Source organism: Helicobacter pylori, assembly GCA_008032935.1.
In the GTDB taxonomy this organism is placed as follows: domain Bacteria; phylum Campylobacterota; class Campylobacteria; order Campylobacterales; family Helicobacteraceae; genus Helicobacter; species Helicobacter pylori_CX.
Genome location: CP032039.1, coordinates 188,256 through 204,641, shown reverse-complemented (window position 1 = coordinate 204,641; position 16,386 = coordinate 188,256). Strand labels below are relative to the sequence as shown.

16 protein-coding genes and 1 pseudogene are annotated in these 16,386 nt (G+C 40.4%); 14 read left to right on the top strand and 3 right to left on the bottom strand.

Annotated features, from left to right (window positions below):
• Window positions 1–11: 11 nt before the first annotated feature.
• The 14 genes and pseudogenes from D2C78_01060 (at window position 12) to D2C78_00995 (ending at window position 12,133) form a co-directional block, all read left to right on the top strand.
• Window positions 12–287 carry an ATP-dependent Clp protease adaptor ClpS gene (locus D2C78_01060; GenBank protein ID QEF34694.1) on the top strand — a complete coding sequence of 92 codons (276 nt, stop codon included), beginning with the start codon at window positions 12–14 and terminating at the stop codon, window positions 285–287.
• Window positions 287–2,506, top strand: coding sequence for an ATP-dependent Clp protease ATP-binding subunit (locus D2C78_01055; protein ID QEF34693.1), 2,220 nt, complete (start codon window positions 287–289; stop codon window positions 2,504–2,506). The genes D2C78_01060 and D2C78_01055 overlap by 1 nt, the downstream gene beginning before the upstream one ends.
• Window positions 2,496–2,846, top strand: a complete 351-nt coding sequence (panD, locus tag D2C78_01050; protein ID QEF34692.1) for an aspartate 1-decarboxylase — start codon at window positions 2,496–2,498, stop codon at window positions 2,844–2,846. Before D2C78_01055 ends, panD begins: the two co-directional genes overlap by 11 nt.
• Before the next feature lie 10 nt (window positions 2,847–2,856).
• Window positions 2,857–3,159, top strand: coding sequence for a YbaB/EbfC family nucleoid-associated protein (locus D2C78_01045; GenBank protein QEF34691.1), 303 nt, complete (start codon window positions 2,857–2,859; stop codon window positions 3,157–3,159).
• Window positions 3,159–4,154 (top strand): PDZ domain-containing protein, encoded by a 996-nt coding sequence (locus tag D2C78_01040; protein QEF34690.1) that lies wholly within the window; start codon window positions 3,159–3,161, stop codon window positions 4,152–4,154. Before D2C78_01045 ends, D2C78_01040 begins: the two co-directional genes overlap by 1 nt.
• A gap of 7 nt (window positions 4,155–4,161) precedes the next feature.
• Window positions 4,162–5,217 (top strand): P-type conjugative transfer protein TrbL, encoded by a 1,056-nt coding sequence (locus tag D2C78_01035; protein QEF34689.1) that lies wholly within the window; start codon window positions 4,162–4,164, stop codon window positions 5,215–5,217.
• A 15-nt stretch (window positions 5,218–5,232) separates the two neighbouring features.
• A complete protein-coding gene (locus D2C78_01030; GenBank protein ID QEF34688.1) occupies window positions 5,233–5,346 on the top strand; it encodes a comB7 lipoprotein in 114 nt (37 codons plus the stop codon).
• Window positions 5,343–6,086 (top strand): virB8 family protein, encoded by a 744-nt coding sequence (locus D2C78_01025; protein ID QEF34687.1) that lies wholly within the window; start codon window positions 5,343–5,345, stop codon window positions 6,084–6,086. Before D2C78_01030 ends, D2C78_01025 begins: the two co-directional genes overlap by 4 nt.
• The gene (locus D2C78_01020; GenBank protein QEF34686.1) at window positions 6,086–7,069 is read left to right on the top strand and encodes a conjugal transfer protein; all 984 of its coding nucleotides are present in this window, start codon (window positions 6,086–6,088) and stop codon (window positions 7,067–7,069) included. Before D2C78_01025 ends, D2C78_01020 begins: the two co-directional genes overlap by 1 nt.
• Window positions 7,062–8,196 (top strand): annotated as a pseudogene (locus tag D2C78_01015) (TrbI/VirB10 family protein). Before D2C78_01020 ends, D2C78_01015 begins: the two are co-directional and overlap by 8 nt.
• A gap of 69 nt (window positions 8,197–8,265) precedes the next feature.
• Entirely contained in the window at window positions 8,266–9,678 is a 1,413-nt protein-coding gene (locus D2C78_01010; GenBank protein ID QEF34685.1) for a mannose-1-phosphate guanylyltransferase/mannose-6-phosphate isomerase, read from the top strand.
• Window positions 9,679–9,718: 40 nt separating this feature from the next.
• A complete protein-coding gene (gene gmd / locus D2C78_01005) occupies window positions 9,719–10,864 on the top strand; it encodes a GDP-mannose 4,6-dehydratase (protein QEF34684.1) in 1,146 nt (381 codons plus the stop codon).
• Entirely contained in the window at window positions 10,857–11,789 is a 933-nt protein-coding gene (locus tag D2C78_01000; GenBank protein QEF34683.1) for a GDP-L-fucose synthase, read from the top strand. The genes gmd and D2C78_01000 overlap by 8 nt, the downstream gene beginning before the upstream one ends.
• A 158-nt stretch (window positions 11,790–11,947) precedes the next feature.
• Window positions 11,948–12,133, top strand: coding sequence for a hypothetical protein (locus D2C78_00995; protein ID QEF35794.1), 186 nt, complete (start codon window positions 11,948–11,950; stop codon window positions 12,131–12,133).
• Here D2C78_00995 and hypE read toward each other — a convergent pair.
• Genes hypE through D2C78_00980 form a run of 3 tightly spaced genes read right to left on the bottom strand, consistent with a single transcriptional unit; the run spans window position 12,092 to window position 16,343 of the window.
• Window positions 12,092–13,090, bottom strand: coding sequence for a hydrogenase expression/formation protein HypE (gene hypE, locus D2C78_00990; protein ID QEF34682.1), 999 nt, complete (start codon window positions 13,088–13,090; stop codon window positions 12,092–12,094). The genes D2C78_00995 and hypE overlap by 42 nt on opposite strands.
• Before the next feature lie 11 nt (window positions 13,091–13,101).
• On the bottom strand, window positions 13,102–15,411 hold the full coding sequence (hypF, locus tag D2C78_00985) for a carbamoyltransferase HypF (protein ID QEF34681.1): 2,310 nt from the start codon (window positions 15,409–15,411) through the stop codon (window positions 13,102–13,104).
• Window positions 15,351–16,343 carry an agmatine deiminase gene (locus D2C78_00980; GenBank protein QEF34680.1) on the bottom strand — a complete coding sequence of 331 codons (993 nt, stop codon included), beginning with the start codon at window positions 16,341–16,343 and terminating at the stop codon, window positions 15,351–15,353. The genes hypF and D2C78_00980 overlap by 61 nt, the downstream gene beginning before the upstream one ends.
• Window positions 16,344–16,386 lie beyond the last annotated feature (43 nt).

The window sequence follows — 16,386 nt, the reverse complement described above, 5'->3', positions numbered from 1 at the left end:
GGATAAGCAGCATGAAAATGTATAACATACCCACCCCCACCATGGCGCAAGTGATCATGGTTGATGACCCCATTACGACAGCGGAATTTGTCATCTCTGCTTTGAGGGATTTTTTTGACAAGTCTTTAGAAGAGGCTCAAGCTCTCACATCAAGCATCCATCGTGATGGCGAGGGGGTTTGTGGCGTCTATCCTTATGATATTGCCAGGCATAGGGCAGCATGGGTTAGGGATAAAGCCAGAGAGCTGGATCTCCCCTTAAAATTATTGGTAGAAGAGATAAGATAATGGCTAAATTCAATCAAGATCTCAATGAAGTCCTAAACCGAGCTTTAAATTTAGCCTTAGATCTTAACCATGCCCTTTGCACCACAGAGCATGTGCTATTGGCCATTTTGGAGCATGAGAGCGGGGCAAAGATGATTGGCGTTTTAGAAAGAGATGACTATGATAGATTAAAACAAATCCTTAAAGACTATTTGTTGCAATATGTGCCTTTAAAGAGCGATCCCGCCAAAATGCCTGCCAGGAGTTTTGTGCTATTAAGAATGCTTAAAAGAATGTATGCGAGTAGTTTTGAGAGCGTGGGCGTGGAAGAATTGCTTATTTTAATGCTGGATCACCCCGATTGTTACGCTTCAAAACTCATGGATAGTTTTGGCATCGCTCGTTTGTATTCCAATCCTGCTTTATTGGATTTGGATAACCATGGCATTCCTAATGACACCAATGAAGAAGTGCCCAAAAACACTCCCTTAAAAAAATACGCTAAAAACTTGAGTGCTTTAGCCCAAGATAACGCTTTAGATCCAGTCATTGGCAGAGAAGAAGAGATTTTAAGAGTGATAGAAATTTTAGGGCGCAGAAAAAAGAATAACCCGCTTTTAATTGGCGAAGCGGGCGTGGGGAAAACCTCCATCGCTGAAGCTTTGGCTTTAAAGATCGCTCAAAAAGAAGTGCCGGAGTTTTTGCAAGAATATGAAGTCTATTCTTTGGATTTAGCCTTAATGGTGGCTGGGGCAAAATACAGAGGGGATTTTGAAAAACGCTTGAAAAAAACGCTCAAAGAAATCCAACAAAACGGCCGTATCATTTTATTCATTGATGAAATCCACACCCTTTTAGGTGCAGGGAGCAGTAACGCTGGGAGCTTGGATGCGGCGAATATATTAAAACCGGTTCTAACGGATGGGGGCTTGAAATGTTTAGGAGCGACCACTTTTGAAGAATACCGCAGCGTGTTTGAAAAAGACAAGGCTTTCAACAGGCGTTTTTCAGTCATAAAAGTTGAAGAGCCTTCTAAAGAGGCGTGTTATTTGATCTTAAAAAAGATCGCTCCCCTTTATGAAGAACACCACCAGGTGCGTTATGATGAGAGCGTGTTTAAGGCATGCGTGGATTTAACGAGCTATTACATGCATGATAGATTCTTGCCGGATAAAGCGATTGAATTATTAGATGAGGTGGGATCGAGGAAAAAAATCAGCCCTAAAAAGGGCAAAAAAATCGGCGTTGATGATGTGAAAGAAACGCTCGCTCTCAAGCTTAAAATCCCTAAAATGCGTTTGAGCAGCGATAAAAAAGCCCTTTTAAGGAACTTGGAAAAATCGCTTAAAAATAAGATTTTCGCCCAAACCGAAGCGATCAATCTTGTCAGCAATGCGATTAAAATCCAGCATTGCGGGCTTTCTGCAAAAAATAAGCCTGTGGGGAGCTTTTTATTCGTGGGGCCTAGTGGGGTGGGGAAAACAGAGTTGGCTAAAGAATTGGCCTTGAATTTGAATTTGCATTTTGAACGCTTTGACATGAGCGAATATAAAGAAGCCCATAGCGTGGCCAAACTCATCGGGAGTCCTAGCGGTTATGTGGGGTTTGAGCAAGGGGGGTTATTGGTGAATGCGATTAAAAAACACCCGCATTGCTTGCTGCTTTTAGATGAGATAGAAAAAGCCCATTCTAATGTGTATGATTTGTTGTTGCAAGTGATGGATAACGCCACTTTGAGCGATAATTTAGGCAATCAGGCGAGCTTTAAGCATGTGATTTTGATCATGACTTCAAATGTGGGGAGTAAGGATAAGGATGTGCTAGGGTTTTTTAGCGCTAAAAACACCAAGTATGATAAAGCCGTTAAAGAGCTTTTGACCCCTGAATTACGATCTAGGATTGATGCGATCGTGCCGTTTAACGCGCTTGGTTTGGAGGATTTTGAACGCATTGTTTCTGTGGAATTAGACAAATTAAAAGCCCTAGCGCTAGAGCAAGACATAGCCTTAAAATTCCATAAAGAAGTTTTGAAATTCATCGCGCAAAAAAGCTACCAAACGACTTTAGGAGCGAGGGAAATTAAAAAAATCATTCACAATGAGATCAAAACCCCACTAAGCGATCTATTGCTCTTGCAATCGTTTAAAAAACCTTGCAAGATCGCTTGCTTGCTAGAAAAAAACCAATTGGTTTTGAAAGAAATCAAGCGCGCGCAAAAGGTGAAAGAAAATGACTTTTGAAATGCTTTATAGTAAAATCCATAGGGCCACTATCACAGACGCTAATCTCAATTATGTAGGATCGATCACCATAGATGAGGATTTGGCCAAGCTCGCTAAGCTTAGAGAGGGCATGAAGGTAGAAATCGTGGATGTCAATAACGGCGAACGCTTCAGCACCTATGTGATTTTAGGGAAAAAAAGGGGCGAGATTTGCGTCAATGGTGCAGCAGCCAGAAAGGTGGCCATAGGCGATGTGGTGATCATTTTAGCTTATGCGAGCATGAATGAAGATGAAATCAACGCGCACAAGCCATGCATCGTGCTAGTGGATGAAAAGAATGAAATTTTAGAAAAATAAAGGGTTAGAGATGGATTTTAGTCAATTGGGCGGGTTATTAGACGGCATGAAAAAAGAGTTTTCCCAACTAGAAGAAAAGAATAAAGACACGATCCACACTTCCAAAAGCGGTGGGGGAATGGTGAGCGTGAGTTTTAATGGGGTGGGGGAGTTAGTGGATTTGCAAATTGATGACAGCCTGTTAGAAGATAAAGAAGCGATGCAAATCTATTTGATGAGCGCTTTGAATGACGGGTATAAAGCCGTAGAAGAAAACCGCAAAAATTTAGCCTTTAACATGTTGGGGAATTTGGGGAATTTTGCCAAATTGTGATGTTTCACAAAGCCCTTATCATTCTATTGGTTTTTTTGAACGGCTTAGGGGCTTATGATTTTAAGCATTGTCAGGCTTTTTTTAAAAAAGCGAGCCTTCAAAAAGGGGGCGTGGCTTTAAAAGGATTGCCTAAAGGCGTGTATCTGTATTATTCCAAAACCTACCCTAAACACGCCAAAGTCATCAAATCCGATCCCTTTGTGGGGCTGTATTTGTTGCAAAGTGCGCCAAGCGAGTATTTTTATACCTTAAGGGATTTAGACAAAGACGCCCTTATAAGGCCAATGGCCAGTATAGGGGATAAAGAAGCCCTAGAAGCGCGATTGCTTTTTAGGCAAAAAGGCTATGAGCGCTACGCCCAAATTTCACAAGAGATTCAAAAAAATGGCGTTATCAGCAATATTTGCTATCAAATGTTAGGGCTAGGGGTAGGGGGGAATGGCTTTATAGAAACGAAATTTATCAAGCGCTTTTTAAACCAAAAAGAGCCTTATTATGGGGATATTGGGGTGCGTTTAGAAGAACATCATAAGCGTTTAGTGGTGGCGCAATTTGATCCCTTTTTCCCTAAAAACCCTTTTTTAAAAAACGATGAAATCCTAGCGATCAACCACCAAAAGATCCACTCATTAGCCGAGTTTGAATGGGTGGTGAGCAATCTTAAATACCAAAGCCTTGTAAAAGTAAGCATCAAACGAAACCATAAAATCAAAGAAGTAACGCTTAAAGTCAATAAGCGTTATGGGGGGTTTTTGCTCAAAGACACTTTTTTAGAGCGCTATGGCATCGCTTTAGACAAGCGTTTCATTATCACTAAAATAGGCAGTCATTTGCCCAAAGGCTTGGATTTTTTAAAGCTTGGGGATAGGATTTTATGGGTGAATCGTAAAAATGTGGCGTCCAACCCGAAGGCTTTAAGAGAAGCGTTAAGCGCGCCTAAAATTGAATTATTAGTGTGGCGTGAAGGCTTTGAATTTTACATTAAAGTCCGTTGAAATATTGATGAAACATGACGCTTATGAGATTATCCTTTCTTGGTTTATCACGCCTCTCACGGCGATTTTAGGGCGTTTCGCTGAATTTTTTCTCTACACCTTGCATGCGCAATTGGTGTTTAATAGCGTGGTCGCTTTGGCGTTCATGCTCTTTGCTTATAGGAGTTTGAAAGAACAGAATTTCTTCAGCACTAGCGCGCTAACAGAAGCGTTATTGTTTGTGGGGTTTTTTGCGCTGTTTAACTACGCTTTAAAAAACCCTTCGCGCTTTTATGAATTGTTTCAAAACGCTATTTTTATTGCGCCTAACATGATCACTCAAAGCCTCTCTCAAAGCTTGAGTAACTTTTCTAACCACGCGCTTTCTTTAGATTTTATCTTTAATCATGGTTTTTATGCCCTTAGCTTTATCAGCGATTTGAGCCATAATGAAATGTCCGTGTGGCTTTTTTTAAGCATCTTGCAAGCGCTTTTTTTGAGCGTTTTGTTTGCGATTATCATTTTAGTGTATTTGGAAGTGCATGTGTGGTGCTCTTTAGGGGCGCTGTTTTTAGCGTTTGGGTTTTTTAAAACCTGGAGGAGCGTTGTGGTTATATGCCTAAAAAAATGCTTCGCTCTTGGGTTTTACAAGCCTTTTTTGTTGTTGGTGGGGTTTTTGAACGTGTCGGTTACTAAGGCTTTAATAGATGCTAGCATGCAAGAAAAACAAGACTTAAGCCTTTTATTGGTGGTAGCGTTATTTTTGTGTTGCGTTTTTATCATCGGCGTGCCTTTTTTCATCAACGCTTTGTTTAGGGTGCAAAACAGCCTTAAAGAAACTTACAAACTCGCCACCAATTTGAGCGCTAACCTCAGCCAAAACGCTCTCAATTCCTTACAATACATCACGACCTCGCCCGCTCCCTCTAGCGTTTCTCCTTCTACAAGCGGTAGCGTTTCTAAAGAAAAAGAAACGCATTCCCCCACATTTAAGGTAGAAACCACTCAATTAGATGTAAAAATTCCAAATTTCAAGCAAAAAAAGGTTAAAAAGGATACAATAAATACAAAAAATGAAATTTAAATAAATGGGAATTTAATGAGAATTTTTTTTGTTATCATGGGACTTGTGTTTTTTGGTTGCACCAGTAAGGTGCATGAGATGAAAAAAAGCCCTTGCACCTTGTATGAAAATAGGTTAAATCTCGCATGAGAGAAAAGCCTTTCAACAGCGAGCAATTGATCTATTTAGAAGAGCTTTTAAGCCACCAAGAAAAGCATTTAGAAAACAAGCTTTCTGGTTTTTCGGTGAATGATTTGGACATGCAAAGCGTGTTCAGACTGGAGAGAAACCGCTTGAAAATCGCTTACAAGCTATTAGGCTTGATGAGTTTTATCGCCCTTGTTTTAGCGATCGTGTTAATCAGTATCCTGCCCTTACAAAAAACCGAACACCATTTCGTGGATTTTTTAAACCAGGACAAGCATTACGCCATTATCCAAAGAGCGGATAAAAGCATTTCCAGTAATGAAGCGTTGGCTCGTTCGCTCATTGGGGCGTATGTGTTAAACCGGGAGAGCATTAACCGCATTGACGATAAATCGCGCTATGAATTGGTGCGCTTGCAAAGCAGTTCTAAGGTGTGGCAACGCTTTGAGGATTTGATTAAAACCCAAAACAGCATTTATGCACAAAGCCATTTAGAAAGAGAAGTCCATATCGTCAATATTGCGATCTATCAGCAAGACAATAACCCCATTGCGAGCGTGTCCATTGCCGCTAAACTTTTGAATGAAAACAAGCTCGTGTATGAAAAGCGTTATAAAATCGTATTGAGCTATTTGTTTGACACCCCGGATTTTGATTACGCTTCCATGCCTAAAAACCCTACCGGCTTTAAAATCACTCGTTACAGCATCACTGAAATCGCGCCGACTAATAGGAATGATTGATGCGTAAGGTTTTATACGCTCTTGTGGGCTTTTTGTTGGCTTTTAGCGCTTTAAAAGCCGATGACTTTTTAGAAGAAGCGAACGAAACAGCCCCGGCGCATTTAAACCACCCCATGCAGGATTTAAACGCCATTCAAGGGAGCTTTTTTGATAAAAACCGCTCAAAAATGTCCAACACTTTGAACATTGATTACTTTCAAGGACAAACCTATAAAATCCGCTTGCGTTATGCGATGGCGACCTTATTGTTTTTTTCAAAACCCATTAGCGATTTTGTTTTAGGGGATAAGGTGGGCTTTGATGCGAAAATATTAGAAAGTAACGATCGCATTTTGCTCATCAAACCCCTACAAATTGGCGTGGATTCTAATATCAGCGTGATAGATAGTGAGGGCAAGATTTTTTCTTTCTATGTGTTTTCTACCACTTTCACCAGCTCCAAACACCCTAATTTGCAGGTTTTTATAGAAGATAAAAATTATTATTCTAACGCTTTTTTGAAGCCCCAAAAAGAAAATAAAGAAAATAAAGAAAATACCCTTGAAAACGCTCCCACAAACAACAAACCCTTAAAAGAAGAAAAAGAAGAAACCAAAGAAAAAGAAGAAGAGACTATAACTATTGGCGATAACACCAATGCGATGAAAATCGTTAAAAAAGACATTCAAAAAGGTTATAAGGCTTTAAAAAGCTCTCAAAGGAAATGGTATTGTTTATGGGCTTGTTCTAAAAAATCCAAACTTTCTTTGATGCCTAAAGAAATCTTTAACGACAAACAATTCACTTATTTCAAATTTGACAAAAAATTAGCGCTCTCTAAATTCCCGGTGGTTTATAAGGTCGTTGATGGCTATGATAACCCGGTGAATACAAGGATTGTAGGCGATTACATTATCACTGAAGACGTTTCTACTAAATGGACTTTAAGGCTGGGTAAGGACTATTTGTGCATCCGTTTTGTCAAAAAGGGTAAAGATGAATAAGTGGCTTAAGGGGGCGTTGATTGTTGCAGGGGGTTTTGCAACGATTACAACCATTTCTTTAGTCTATCATCAAAAGCCAAAAGCCCCCTTAAATAACCAGCCTAGCCTTTTAAATGACGATGAGGTGAAATACCCCTTACAAGACTACACCTTCACTCAAAACCCACAGCCAACTAACACAGAAAGCTCCAAAGACGCTACCATCAAAGCCTTACAAGAACAGCTCAAAGCCGCTTTAAAAGCCCTAAACTCCAAAGAAATGAACTATTCCAAAGAAGAAACTTTTAAGAGCACTCCCATGGATTTAAAAACAAACACAACCCCCCTAAAAAAGATTTTTCTCTAAAGCAATTAGATTTATTAGCCGCTCGCATCACCCCTTTCAAACAAAGCCCTAAAAATTACGAAGAAAACCTGATTTTCCCCATGGATAACCCTAATGGCATTGATGGTTTCACTAACCTTAAAGAAAAAGACATCGCCACTAATGAAAACAAGCTTTTACGCACCATTACAGCGGATAAAATGATACCCGCCTTTCTCATCACGCCCATTTCTAGCCAGATCGCTGGTAAAGTCATCGCGCAAGTGGAGAGCGATATTTTCGCTCACATGGGAAAAGCCGTTTTAATCCCCAAAGGCTCTAAAGTCATAGGCTATTACAGCAACAACAACAAAATGGGCGAATACCGCTTGGATATTGTATGGAGCCGCATCATCACCCCCATGGCATCAATATCATGCTCACTAACGCTAAAGGGGCGGACATTAAAGGCTATAACGGCTTAGTGGGGGAATTGATTGAAAGGAATTTCCAGCGCTATGGCGTGCCGTTACTGCTTTCTACGCTCACTAACGGCTTATTGATTGGGATCACTTCGGCTTTAAACAACAGGGGCAATAAAGAAGGAGCCACCAATTTCTTTGGGGATTACCTCTTAATGCAATTGATGAGGCAAAGCGGTATGGGGATCAATCAAGTGGTCAATCAAATTTTAAGAGACAAGAGCAAAATCGCTCCCATTGTGGTGATTAGAGAGGGGAGTAGGGTCTTCATTTCGCCCAATACTGACATTTTCTTCCCTATACCCAGAGAGAATGAAGTCATCGCTGAGTTTTTGAAGTGACTCAAAAACGCCCGATTAAAAACGCTATAATAACCCTAAAAAACAAAAGAGAGCCTGACAAGAAAACCCATGAAAATTAAAAATATCTTACTGAGTGGGGGGAGCGGCAAACGCTTATGGCCTTTAAGCCGTAGCCTATACCCTAAGCAATTTTTAAAGCTTTTTGACCATAAAAGCTTGTTTGAATTGAGTTTTAAAAGAAACGCTTCATTAGTGGATGAAACGCTCATTGTGTGCAACGAAAAGCATTATTTTTTAGCCCTAGAAGAAATAGAGAGCGAAATCAAAAACAAAAGCGTGGGTTTTTTATTAGAGAGCTTGAGTAAAAACACCGCTAACGCCATTGCTTTGAGCGCTTTAATGAGCGATAAAGAAGATTTACTCATCGTTACGCCAAGCGATCATTTGATTAAAGACCTTCAAGCGTATGAAAATGCAATGAAAAAAGCGATTGATTTAGCGCAAAAAGGTTTTTTAGTCACTTTTGGGGTGAGTATTGACAAGCCCAATACCGAGTTTGGGTATATTGAAAGCCCTAATGGTTTAGATGTGAAGCGATTCATTGAAAAGCCAAGCCTAGAAAAAGCGATAGAGTTTCAAAAAAGCGGGGGTTTTTATTTCAATAGCGGCATGTTTGTTTTCCAAGCGGGCGTTTTTTTAGACGAGCTAAAAAAGCATGCCCCTACTATTTTAAAGGGGTGTGAAAGAGCGTTTGAATCGTTAGAAAACGCGTATTTTTTTGAACAAAAGATCGCTCGTTTGAGCGAAAAGAGCATGCAAGATTTAGAAGATGTGAGCGTGGATATAGCTTTAATGCAACAAAGCCACAAAATCAAAATGGTAGGATTAAACGCCAAATGGAGCGATCTAGGGAATTTTAACGCTCTTTTTGAAGAGGTGGCTAACGAGCCTAAAGAGAATGTCAGCCTGAATCAAACGCCTGTTTTTGCCAAAGAGAGCCAGAATAATTTAGTGTTTTCTCATAAAGTGAGCGCTCTTTTAGGGGTTGAGAATTTAGCCATCATTGACACTAAAGACGCTCTTTTAATCGTTCATAAAGACAAGGCTAAAGATTTAAAAGCCCTAGTGAGCGAGATAGAAACGCATAATCAAGAATTATTACAAACGCACACTAAAGTCTATCGCCCTTGGGGGAGTTATGAAGTCTTGCATGAGAGCGGTTGTTACAAGGTTAAGATTTTGGAAGTCAAACCAAACGCTAGGCTTTCTTTACAAAAGCATTTCCACAGGAGCGAACACTGGGTGGTGATTAGCGGGATGGCGAGCGTGGAGTTGGATCACCAATCGTTTGAATTGCAAGCTAATGAGTCCACTTATATCCCTAAAAACACCCTACACCGCTTGGCTAATTACGGCAAAATCCCTTTAATTATCATAGAAGTTCAAGTGGGCGAGTATGTCGGTGAAGACGATATTGTAAGGGTTGATGATGATTTTAACAGACAAAATCAAAACGCCTAATGAAAAAATTTGATAAAGAAAATTCAATAGAGGAACAATAATGAAAGAAAAAATCGCTTTGATCACCGGGGTTACCGGGCAAGACGGGAGCTATCTGGCTGAATACTTGCTGAATTTGGGTTATGAAGTGCATGGGTTAAAAAGGCGCTCTTCTAGCATCAACACTTCTAGGATCGATCATTTGTATGAAGATTTGCATAGCGATCATAAAAGGCGTTTTTTCTTGCACTATGGGGATATGACCGATAGCTCTAATCTCATCCATTTAATCGCTACCACTAAGCCTACAGAGATTTATAATTTAGCCGCTCAAAGCCATGTGAAAGTTTCTTTTGAAACCCCCGAATACACCGCTAACGCTGATGGTATTGGCACACTAAGGATTTTAGAAGCCATGCGGATTTTAGGCTTAGAAAATAAAACACGATTCTATCAAGCCAGCACGAGCGAATTGTATGGTGAAGTCTTAGAAACCCCGCAAAATGAAAACACCCCCTTTAACCCACGAAGCCCCTATGCGGTCGCTAAAATGTATGCCTTTTACATCACCAAAAATTACAGAGAGGCTTATAATTTGTTTGCGGTTAATGGCATCCTTTTTAACCATGAAAGCAAAGTAAGGGGCGAAACTTTTGTAACCCGTAAAATCACACGAGCCGCTAGCGCGATAGCGTATAACTTAACGGATTGCTTGTATTTAGGGAATTTAGACGCTAAAAGAGACTGGGGGCATGCCAAAGATTACGTGAAAATGATGCATTTAATGCTCCAAGCGCCCATCCCACAAGATTATGTGATCGCTACAGGGAAGACCACAAGCGTGCGCGATTTTGTGAAAATGAGCTTTGAATTTATCGGTATCAATTTAGAATTTCAAGATACAGGGATTAAAGAAATCGGTTTGATTAAAAGCGTTGATGAAAAAAGAGCGAACGCTTTAGACTTAAACTTAAGCCATTTAAAAACAGGCCAAATCGTGGTGCGCATAGACGAGCGCTATTTCAGGCCTACTGAAGTGGATTTGCTTTTAGGCGATCCCACTAAGGCAGAAAAAGAGCTAGGCTGGGTTAGGGAATACGATTTAAAAGAGTTGGTTAAGGACATGTTAGAATACGATTTAAAAGAATGCCAGAAAAACCTTTACTTGCAAGATGGGGGCTATACTTTAAGGAATTTTTATGAATGAGATTATTTTAATCACCGGCGCCTATGGCATGGTGGGGCAGAACACGGCGTTGTATTTTAAAAAAAATAAGCCTGATGTTACTTTACTCACCCCTAAAAAGAGCGAATTGTATTTGTTGGATAAGGACAACGTTCAAGCCTATTTGAAAGAATACAAGCCTACAGGCATTATCCATTGCGCCGGGAGAGTGGGGGGCATTGTCGCTAACATGAACGATCTTTCAACTTACATGGTTGAGAATTTACTCATGGGCTTGTATCTCTTTTCTAGCGCTTTAGATTCGGGCGTGAAAAAAGCCATTAATCTAGCGAGCTCTTGCGCTTATCCCAAATTCGCCCTTAACCCTTTAAAAGAGAGCGATTTGTTGAACGGCTCTTTAGAGCCAACGAATGAGGGCTACGCTTTAGCCAAACTTTCTGTGATGAAGTATTGCGAGTATGTGAGCGCTGAAAAAGGCGTTTTTTATAAAACTTTAGTGCCTTGCAACCTTTATGGCGAGTTTGACAAGTTTGAAGAAAAAATAGCGCACATGATACCAGGGCTTATTGCTAGGATGCACACCGCTAAATTAAAAAATGAAAAAAATTTTGCGATGTGGGGCGATGGCACGGCCAGAAGAGAGTATCTAAACGCTAAAGATTTAGCGAGGTTCATCGCTCTCGCTTATGAGAATATCGCTCAAATCCCTAGCGTGATGAATGTCGGCTCTGGCGTGGATTACAGCATTGAAGAGTATTACGAAAAAGTCGCTCAGGTTTTAGACTATAAGGGCGTGTTTGTTAAGGATTTATCCAAACCAGTGGGCATGCAACAAAAGCTTATGGATATTTCCAAACAAAAGGCTTTAAAATGGGAATTAGAAATCCCTTTAGAGCAGGGCATCAAAGAAGCTTATGAGTATTATTTGAAACTTTTAGAGGTTTGAAATAAAATCAAGGCTCTTATAGAGTTTAAAAACGCTTCGCTATTAGGCGTTGGGCTAGCGATTTTACGATATTGTGCTTACATTCGCTTCAAAAAGCTTGAGCCATTAAAAGGGGTTTGGTCGCTTTACTCTAAATCTCAAACGCTTTTTTATCATCAATATCAAGCCCGCTTTTTTATAACCCGCCATTAACACCCTCTTATTGCAAGTTTTCTCTCAAATGCCCTGAGTATAGTGGACTTAGACTTAGCTTAGGTGAAAAAATTTTAGAGGGTAGAGAGATTTTAAAAAACGCCTTAATTTTAGCAAATTCTAGGCAACAATTCGCCCTCTGGCATCTCTAAAATCCTTTCAAAACCCCATGCGTTCTTTAAAACCACGCTAGGATAAGGGTTTTCAAACACTTTGCCAATCACGCAAGCGTTTTTAGCTTTTTCGTTACTTTTTAAAATTTCTAAGGCTTTAGGGGCGTCTTTTTGATTGAGCGCTAACACAAACACCCCCTCATTGGCTAGCGCATAGGGTTCTAGCCCTAAAATCTCACAAATCCCTTTCGTTTCTTCTTTTAAGGGGATTTTTTCTTCTTCTATAACAATTTTCACTCTAGAGCTGTTCGCCCATTCGTTCAGCACGCTCGCTAACCCTCCCCTAGTCGCATCTCTTAAAGCATCAATTTTGAGATCGCTTAAAAATAAGGGTTTTAATAAGGGGTAGAGCAGTTGGCAATCGCTTTCTAGATTCGTTTTAAGCTTGATTTCATGACGCATCGCAAACAGGCTTGCCCCATGATTGGCGATCGTGTCGCTTAGGATAATGGCTTGCCCTTGTTGTAAATGGCGCGAAGAAATCCCTGGCTTGATGATTTTACCAATACAAGTTGTGTTGATGAAAAGCTTATCCACACTCCCCTTTGGCACGACTTTAGTGTCTAGGGAGAGGAGTTTTAGGTTGGCTTTAAACAATTCTTTTTGTATGGATTGTAAAATTCGCTTTAAAAGAGGGATTTCTAAGCCTTCTTCTAAAATAAAACCCATATTCAAATACAAAGGTTCGCCCCCTTGCACGCTCACGTCATTCGCGCTCCCGCAAACGCAAAGCTTGCCTATATCGCCCCCATTAAAAATCAAGGGCGTGATGACAAAACTATCCGTGCTCACGCAATATTCCCCACTAGCTTTAAATGTGGGGGCGTCTTCATCAAACGCAACGATAAATTCTTTCAAATAGGGCATGAAGACTCGCTCAATTAAAGCGTTTGTTTCTTTCCCCCCGTTCCCGCATGCTAGAGTTACGCTATCCATTTTTATCCTTTTTATCCTTTTTTGATGATTGTAGGGTTGAAATACGCCATTAAGGCTTGACCGATAGGGATACTGCTATCGTTAGGAGGGAAATGCTTGTGGAAAAAATACTGCCTCTTTAGCCCCCTCAATCGTTTGGCTAATTGTTCGCATAATAATTGATTACAAAACACGCCCCCACTGCACACCACCACATGCTCTTTAAAAGGCGCGATTAAAGCGGTAATGATTTCTACTAGGCTGTTAAAAAATTTCTTGGCGATGCGTTCAGGCTCTAAAACGCCCAAATCCTTTTCAAACGCTTGATAAAATTTTTTTAAACACACCACGCTGTTTTTGATTGTAAAAGGGTAAAAGGCAATTTCATCGCTTTGTAGGGCTAGATTTTCTAAAACCTGCCCGCTCTCGGCTTCAAAACTGATCGTTCCTGTTAAATCCAAACTAAACGCCACTATATCAAACAAACGCCCTATGGAATTGGTAGCGACGCTTTGAATTTTTTTGTCATGCATTTGTTGGAAAATTTCTAATTCGTCTTCTTTGAAATGCTTTTGAACGCGTTTTAAAAGCTTGTTGAGCTGGTGTTTTAAAGCGATTTCTAAAACTAGGCGTCTAGGCTCTTTGATCGCTTTTTGCCCCCCTAAAAGCCAAAATTCTTCAAACCTAGCCACTTCTTCAATGTATTCAAAATCCCCCACAAAACACTCCGCCCCATAAATCTTATTTTCGTAAGCCCCACTCCCGTCCCAAACAATACCTATAAAGGGGTGGTTTAAATGCGGATCTTGCAATAATGCGTCTAAAACGCTCGCTAAAAAGTGGGCATGGTGGTGCTGGACTTGCAACAAGGGCGTATTAAATTCAAAAGCCATTTTAGTGGTGGTGTAGTTTTGATGCTTATCGCAAGCTAAGAGCGTGGGCTTGAAATCATAGGTTTTTAAGAAAAAATTCAAGGTTTCTTTAAAGTGTTTTTCATTTTCTAAAACGCTCAAATCCCCACAAAAAGGCGAGAGTAAAAGAACAGAAGTTTCACTATCCAATAAACTAAAATGCCCTTTTTGCTCCGCTCCAAGCGCTAAAATCTTTTTGGGCGAACCATTAGAGCGTTTGGGCAAAGTGAGGTAAAGGGGGGCAAACCCTCTAGCCAAACGCATGGGGCGAATTACATTATCCACGCGCTGCGCGATACTATCATCAATCTTGTGGATGATGGCGCGATTGTGCGTAAGCTTAAAATCAAAAATAAAATGAAGCGAATCAATCTCTTTTTCATTACTCGCTAAAGGGAGGGAGTTGAAATTCGCGCTCGTGAATACAATAGGGAAATCCAATAAATCCAGTAATAAAGCATGCAAAGGGGTATAGGGTAAGATGACGCCATAAAAGGGGGAGTTTTTAGCGATATTAGGGGCTAATTGCGTGTTCGGTTTTTTACGCGCTAAAAGAATGGGGGCGCTTGTGGAATTTAAGCTCTCGCATTCTAATGCATTCAAAAACGCATGCTGTTTGGCTGTGTTTAAGTCTTTAAACATGAGCGCGAAAGGTTTTAGGGGGCGGTTTTTTAAAAGCCGTAATCTTTCTATGGTTTGAAAATTCCTCGCATCGCACAAGAGGGCAAAGCCTCCCAAACCTTTAAGAGCGATGATTTTACCTTTTTGAATGTCTTTAGCGCATTCTAAAAGAGCGTCATCATTTTTGAATCGCTTGTAACTGAGCGTAATACCGCACTTTTTGCAGCTGATGCCTTGAATGTGGAAGCGTTTGTTATTGGCGTCTTTATAAACGAATGCACAAAACTCACAGAGTTTGAAAGGCTTTAGGGCGGAGTTTTCTCTGTCATAGGGCAAGGCGTTTAAAAGGCTGTATCTCGCCCCGCATTTCGCGCAAGAATTGAAAGCGTAATAAAAATAGGGGGAGTTTTTATCTCTGATTTCGCGCAAGCAATCTTCACACATGCCTAAATCTTTAGGGATTTGACTGAGCAAATTTAAGGGGTGGTTCTTGCTTTCTAAAATCCTAAAACCATTGGATTTGAGCGTTTTATCATAAGGGCTAATAACGATTTTTTCAACCAACGCTAAAGGGGGTAACCCTTTTTTTAGGGCGTTTAAAAAAGACTCTGTTTTATGAGCGGGTAAGATGATTTCTAAAGCCGCTTGGGTGTTACGCGCAAAGCCTACAAGCTCTAATTTTTGAGCTAGGGTATAAATAAAAGGGCGCATGCCCACGCCTTGAACCACGCCAAAAAGCGTGATTTTGTTCAATAAAGTTGCATCGTTACACAATGCAAGCTTCCATGCTGTTTGATTAAAGTATTGCAATCAACCCCTATCACTTCTAGGGGCGTGTGTTGTTTTAAGGTTTCTAAAATGAGCGCGTCTTTAGGGTCGTTGTAGGTGGGCACAATAAGAGCGTCATTGCACAATAAAAAATTCACATAAGTTGCCGGCAAGCGTTGCTGGTTTTCATCAAAAATGGCTTTGGGGATTTCTAGAGGGATGAGTTTATAAGGCATTCCATCTAGTTTTTTAAAGGTTTTTAATTCTTCTTGCATGTTTTTTAAGGCTGTGTAATGCTCATCGTTTTTATCCTCGCATGCACTATAAACAATGGTGTCTTTATCTAAAAAGCGAGCGAGCGTGTCGGTATGGCTATTGGTGTCATCGCCTTTGAGATAGCCATAAGAATACCACAGCACTTGTTTAGCCCCTAATTCCTTTTTAAGCATGTTTTCTATTCCATTTTGATTCAAATGGGGGTTACGATTTTTTTCTAACAGGCATTGGGTGTTGGTTAAAATACTCCCGGCCCCATCGCTTTCTATGCTCCCGCCCTCTAAAATATAGGGCATCGTTTTTAAAGGGTGTTTCAAAAACCCTAAATTTTTGAGCTTGAAATTCACTTGATTGTCTAAATTGGAAGGGTATTTCAACCCCCAGCCATTAAAACCAAAATCCAAGCACTCCAAAACGCCATGATTTTCAATGCTGATCGCTCCAAAATCCCTAGCCCATGTGTCGTTAGTGTCGACCTTTGCGATTTCTACACCAGATAAGTTTTTAAGCGTTTCATAGCCGATAGTATCGCTAGTATGGACGCACACTAACACCTGAGCGTGTTTAGCTATGGCTTGAATGATGTTTAAAAAACTTTCCCTAGCCTCTTTGATGCAATACGCCCAATCGCCAAACTCATGGGGGAACGCCATTAAAATCGCTTGGATTTTTTCAAACTCCGCTAACATTCTTTTCATTCAAAATATCCTTTTAAATAACTATAACACAATCTCATTCAAA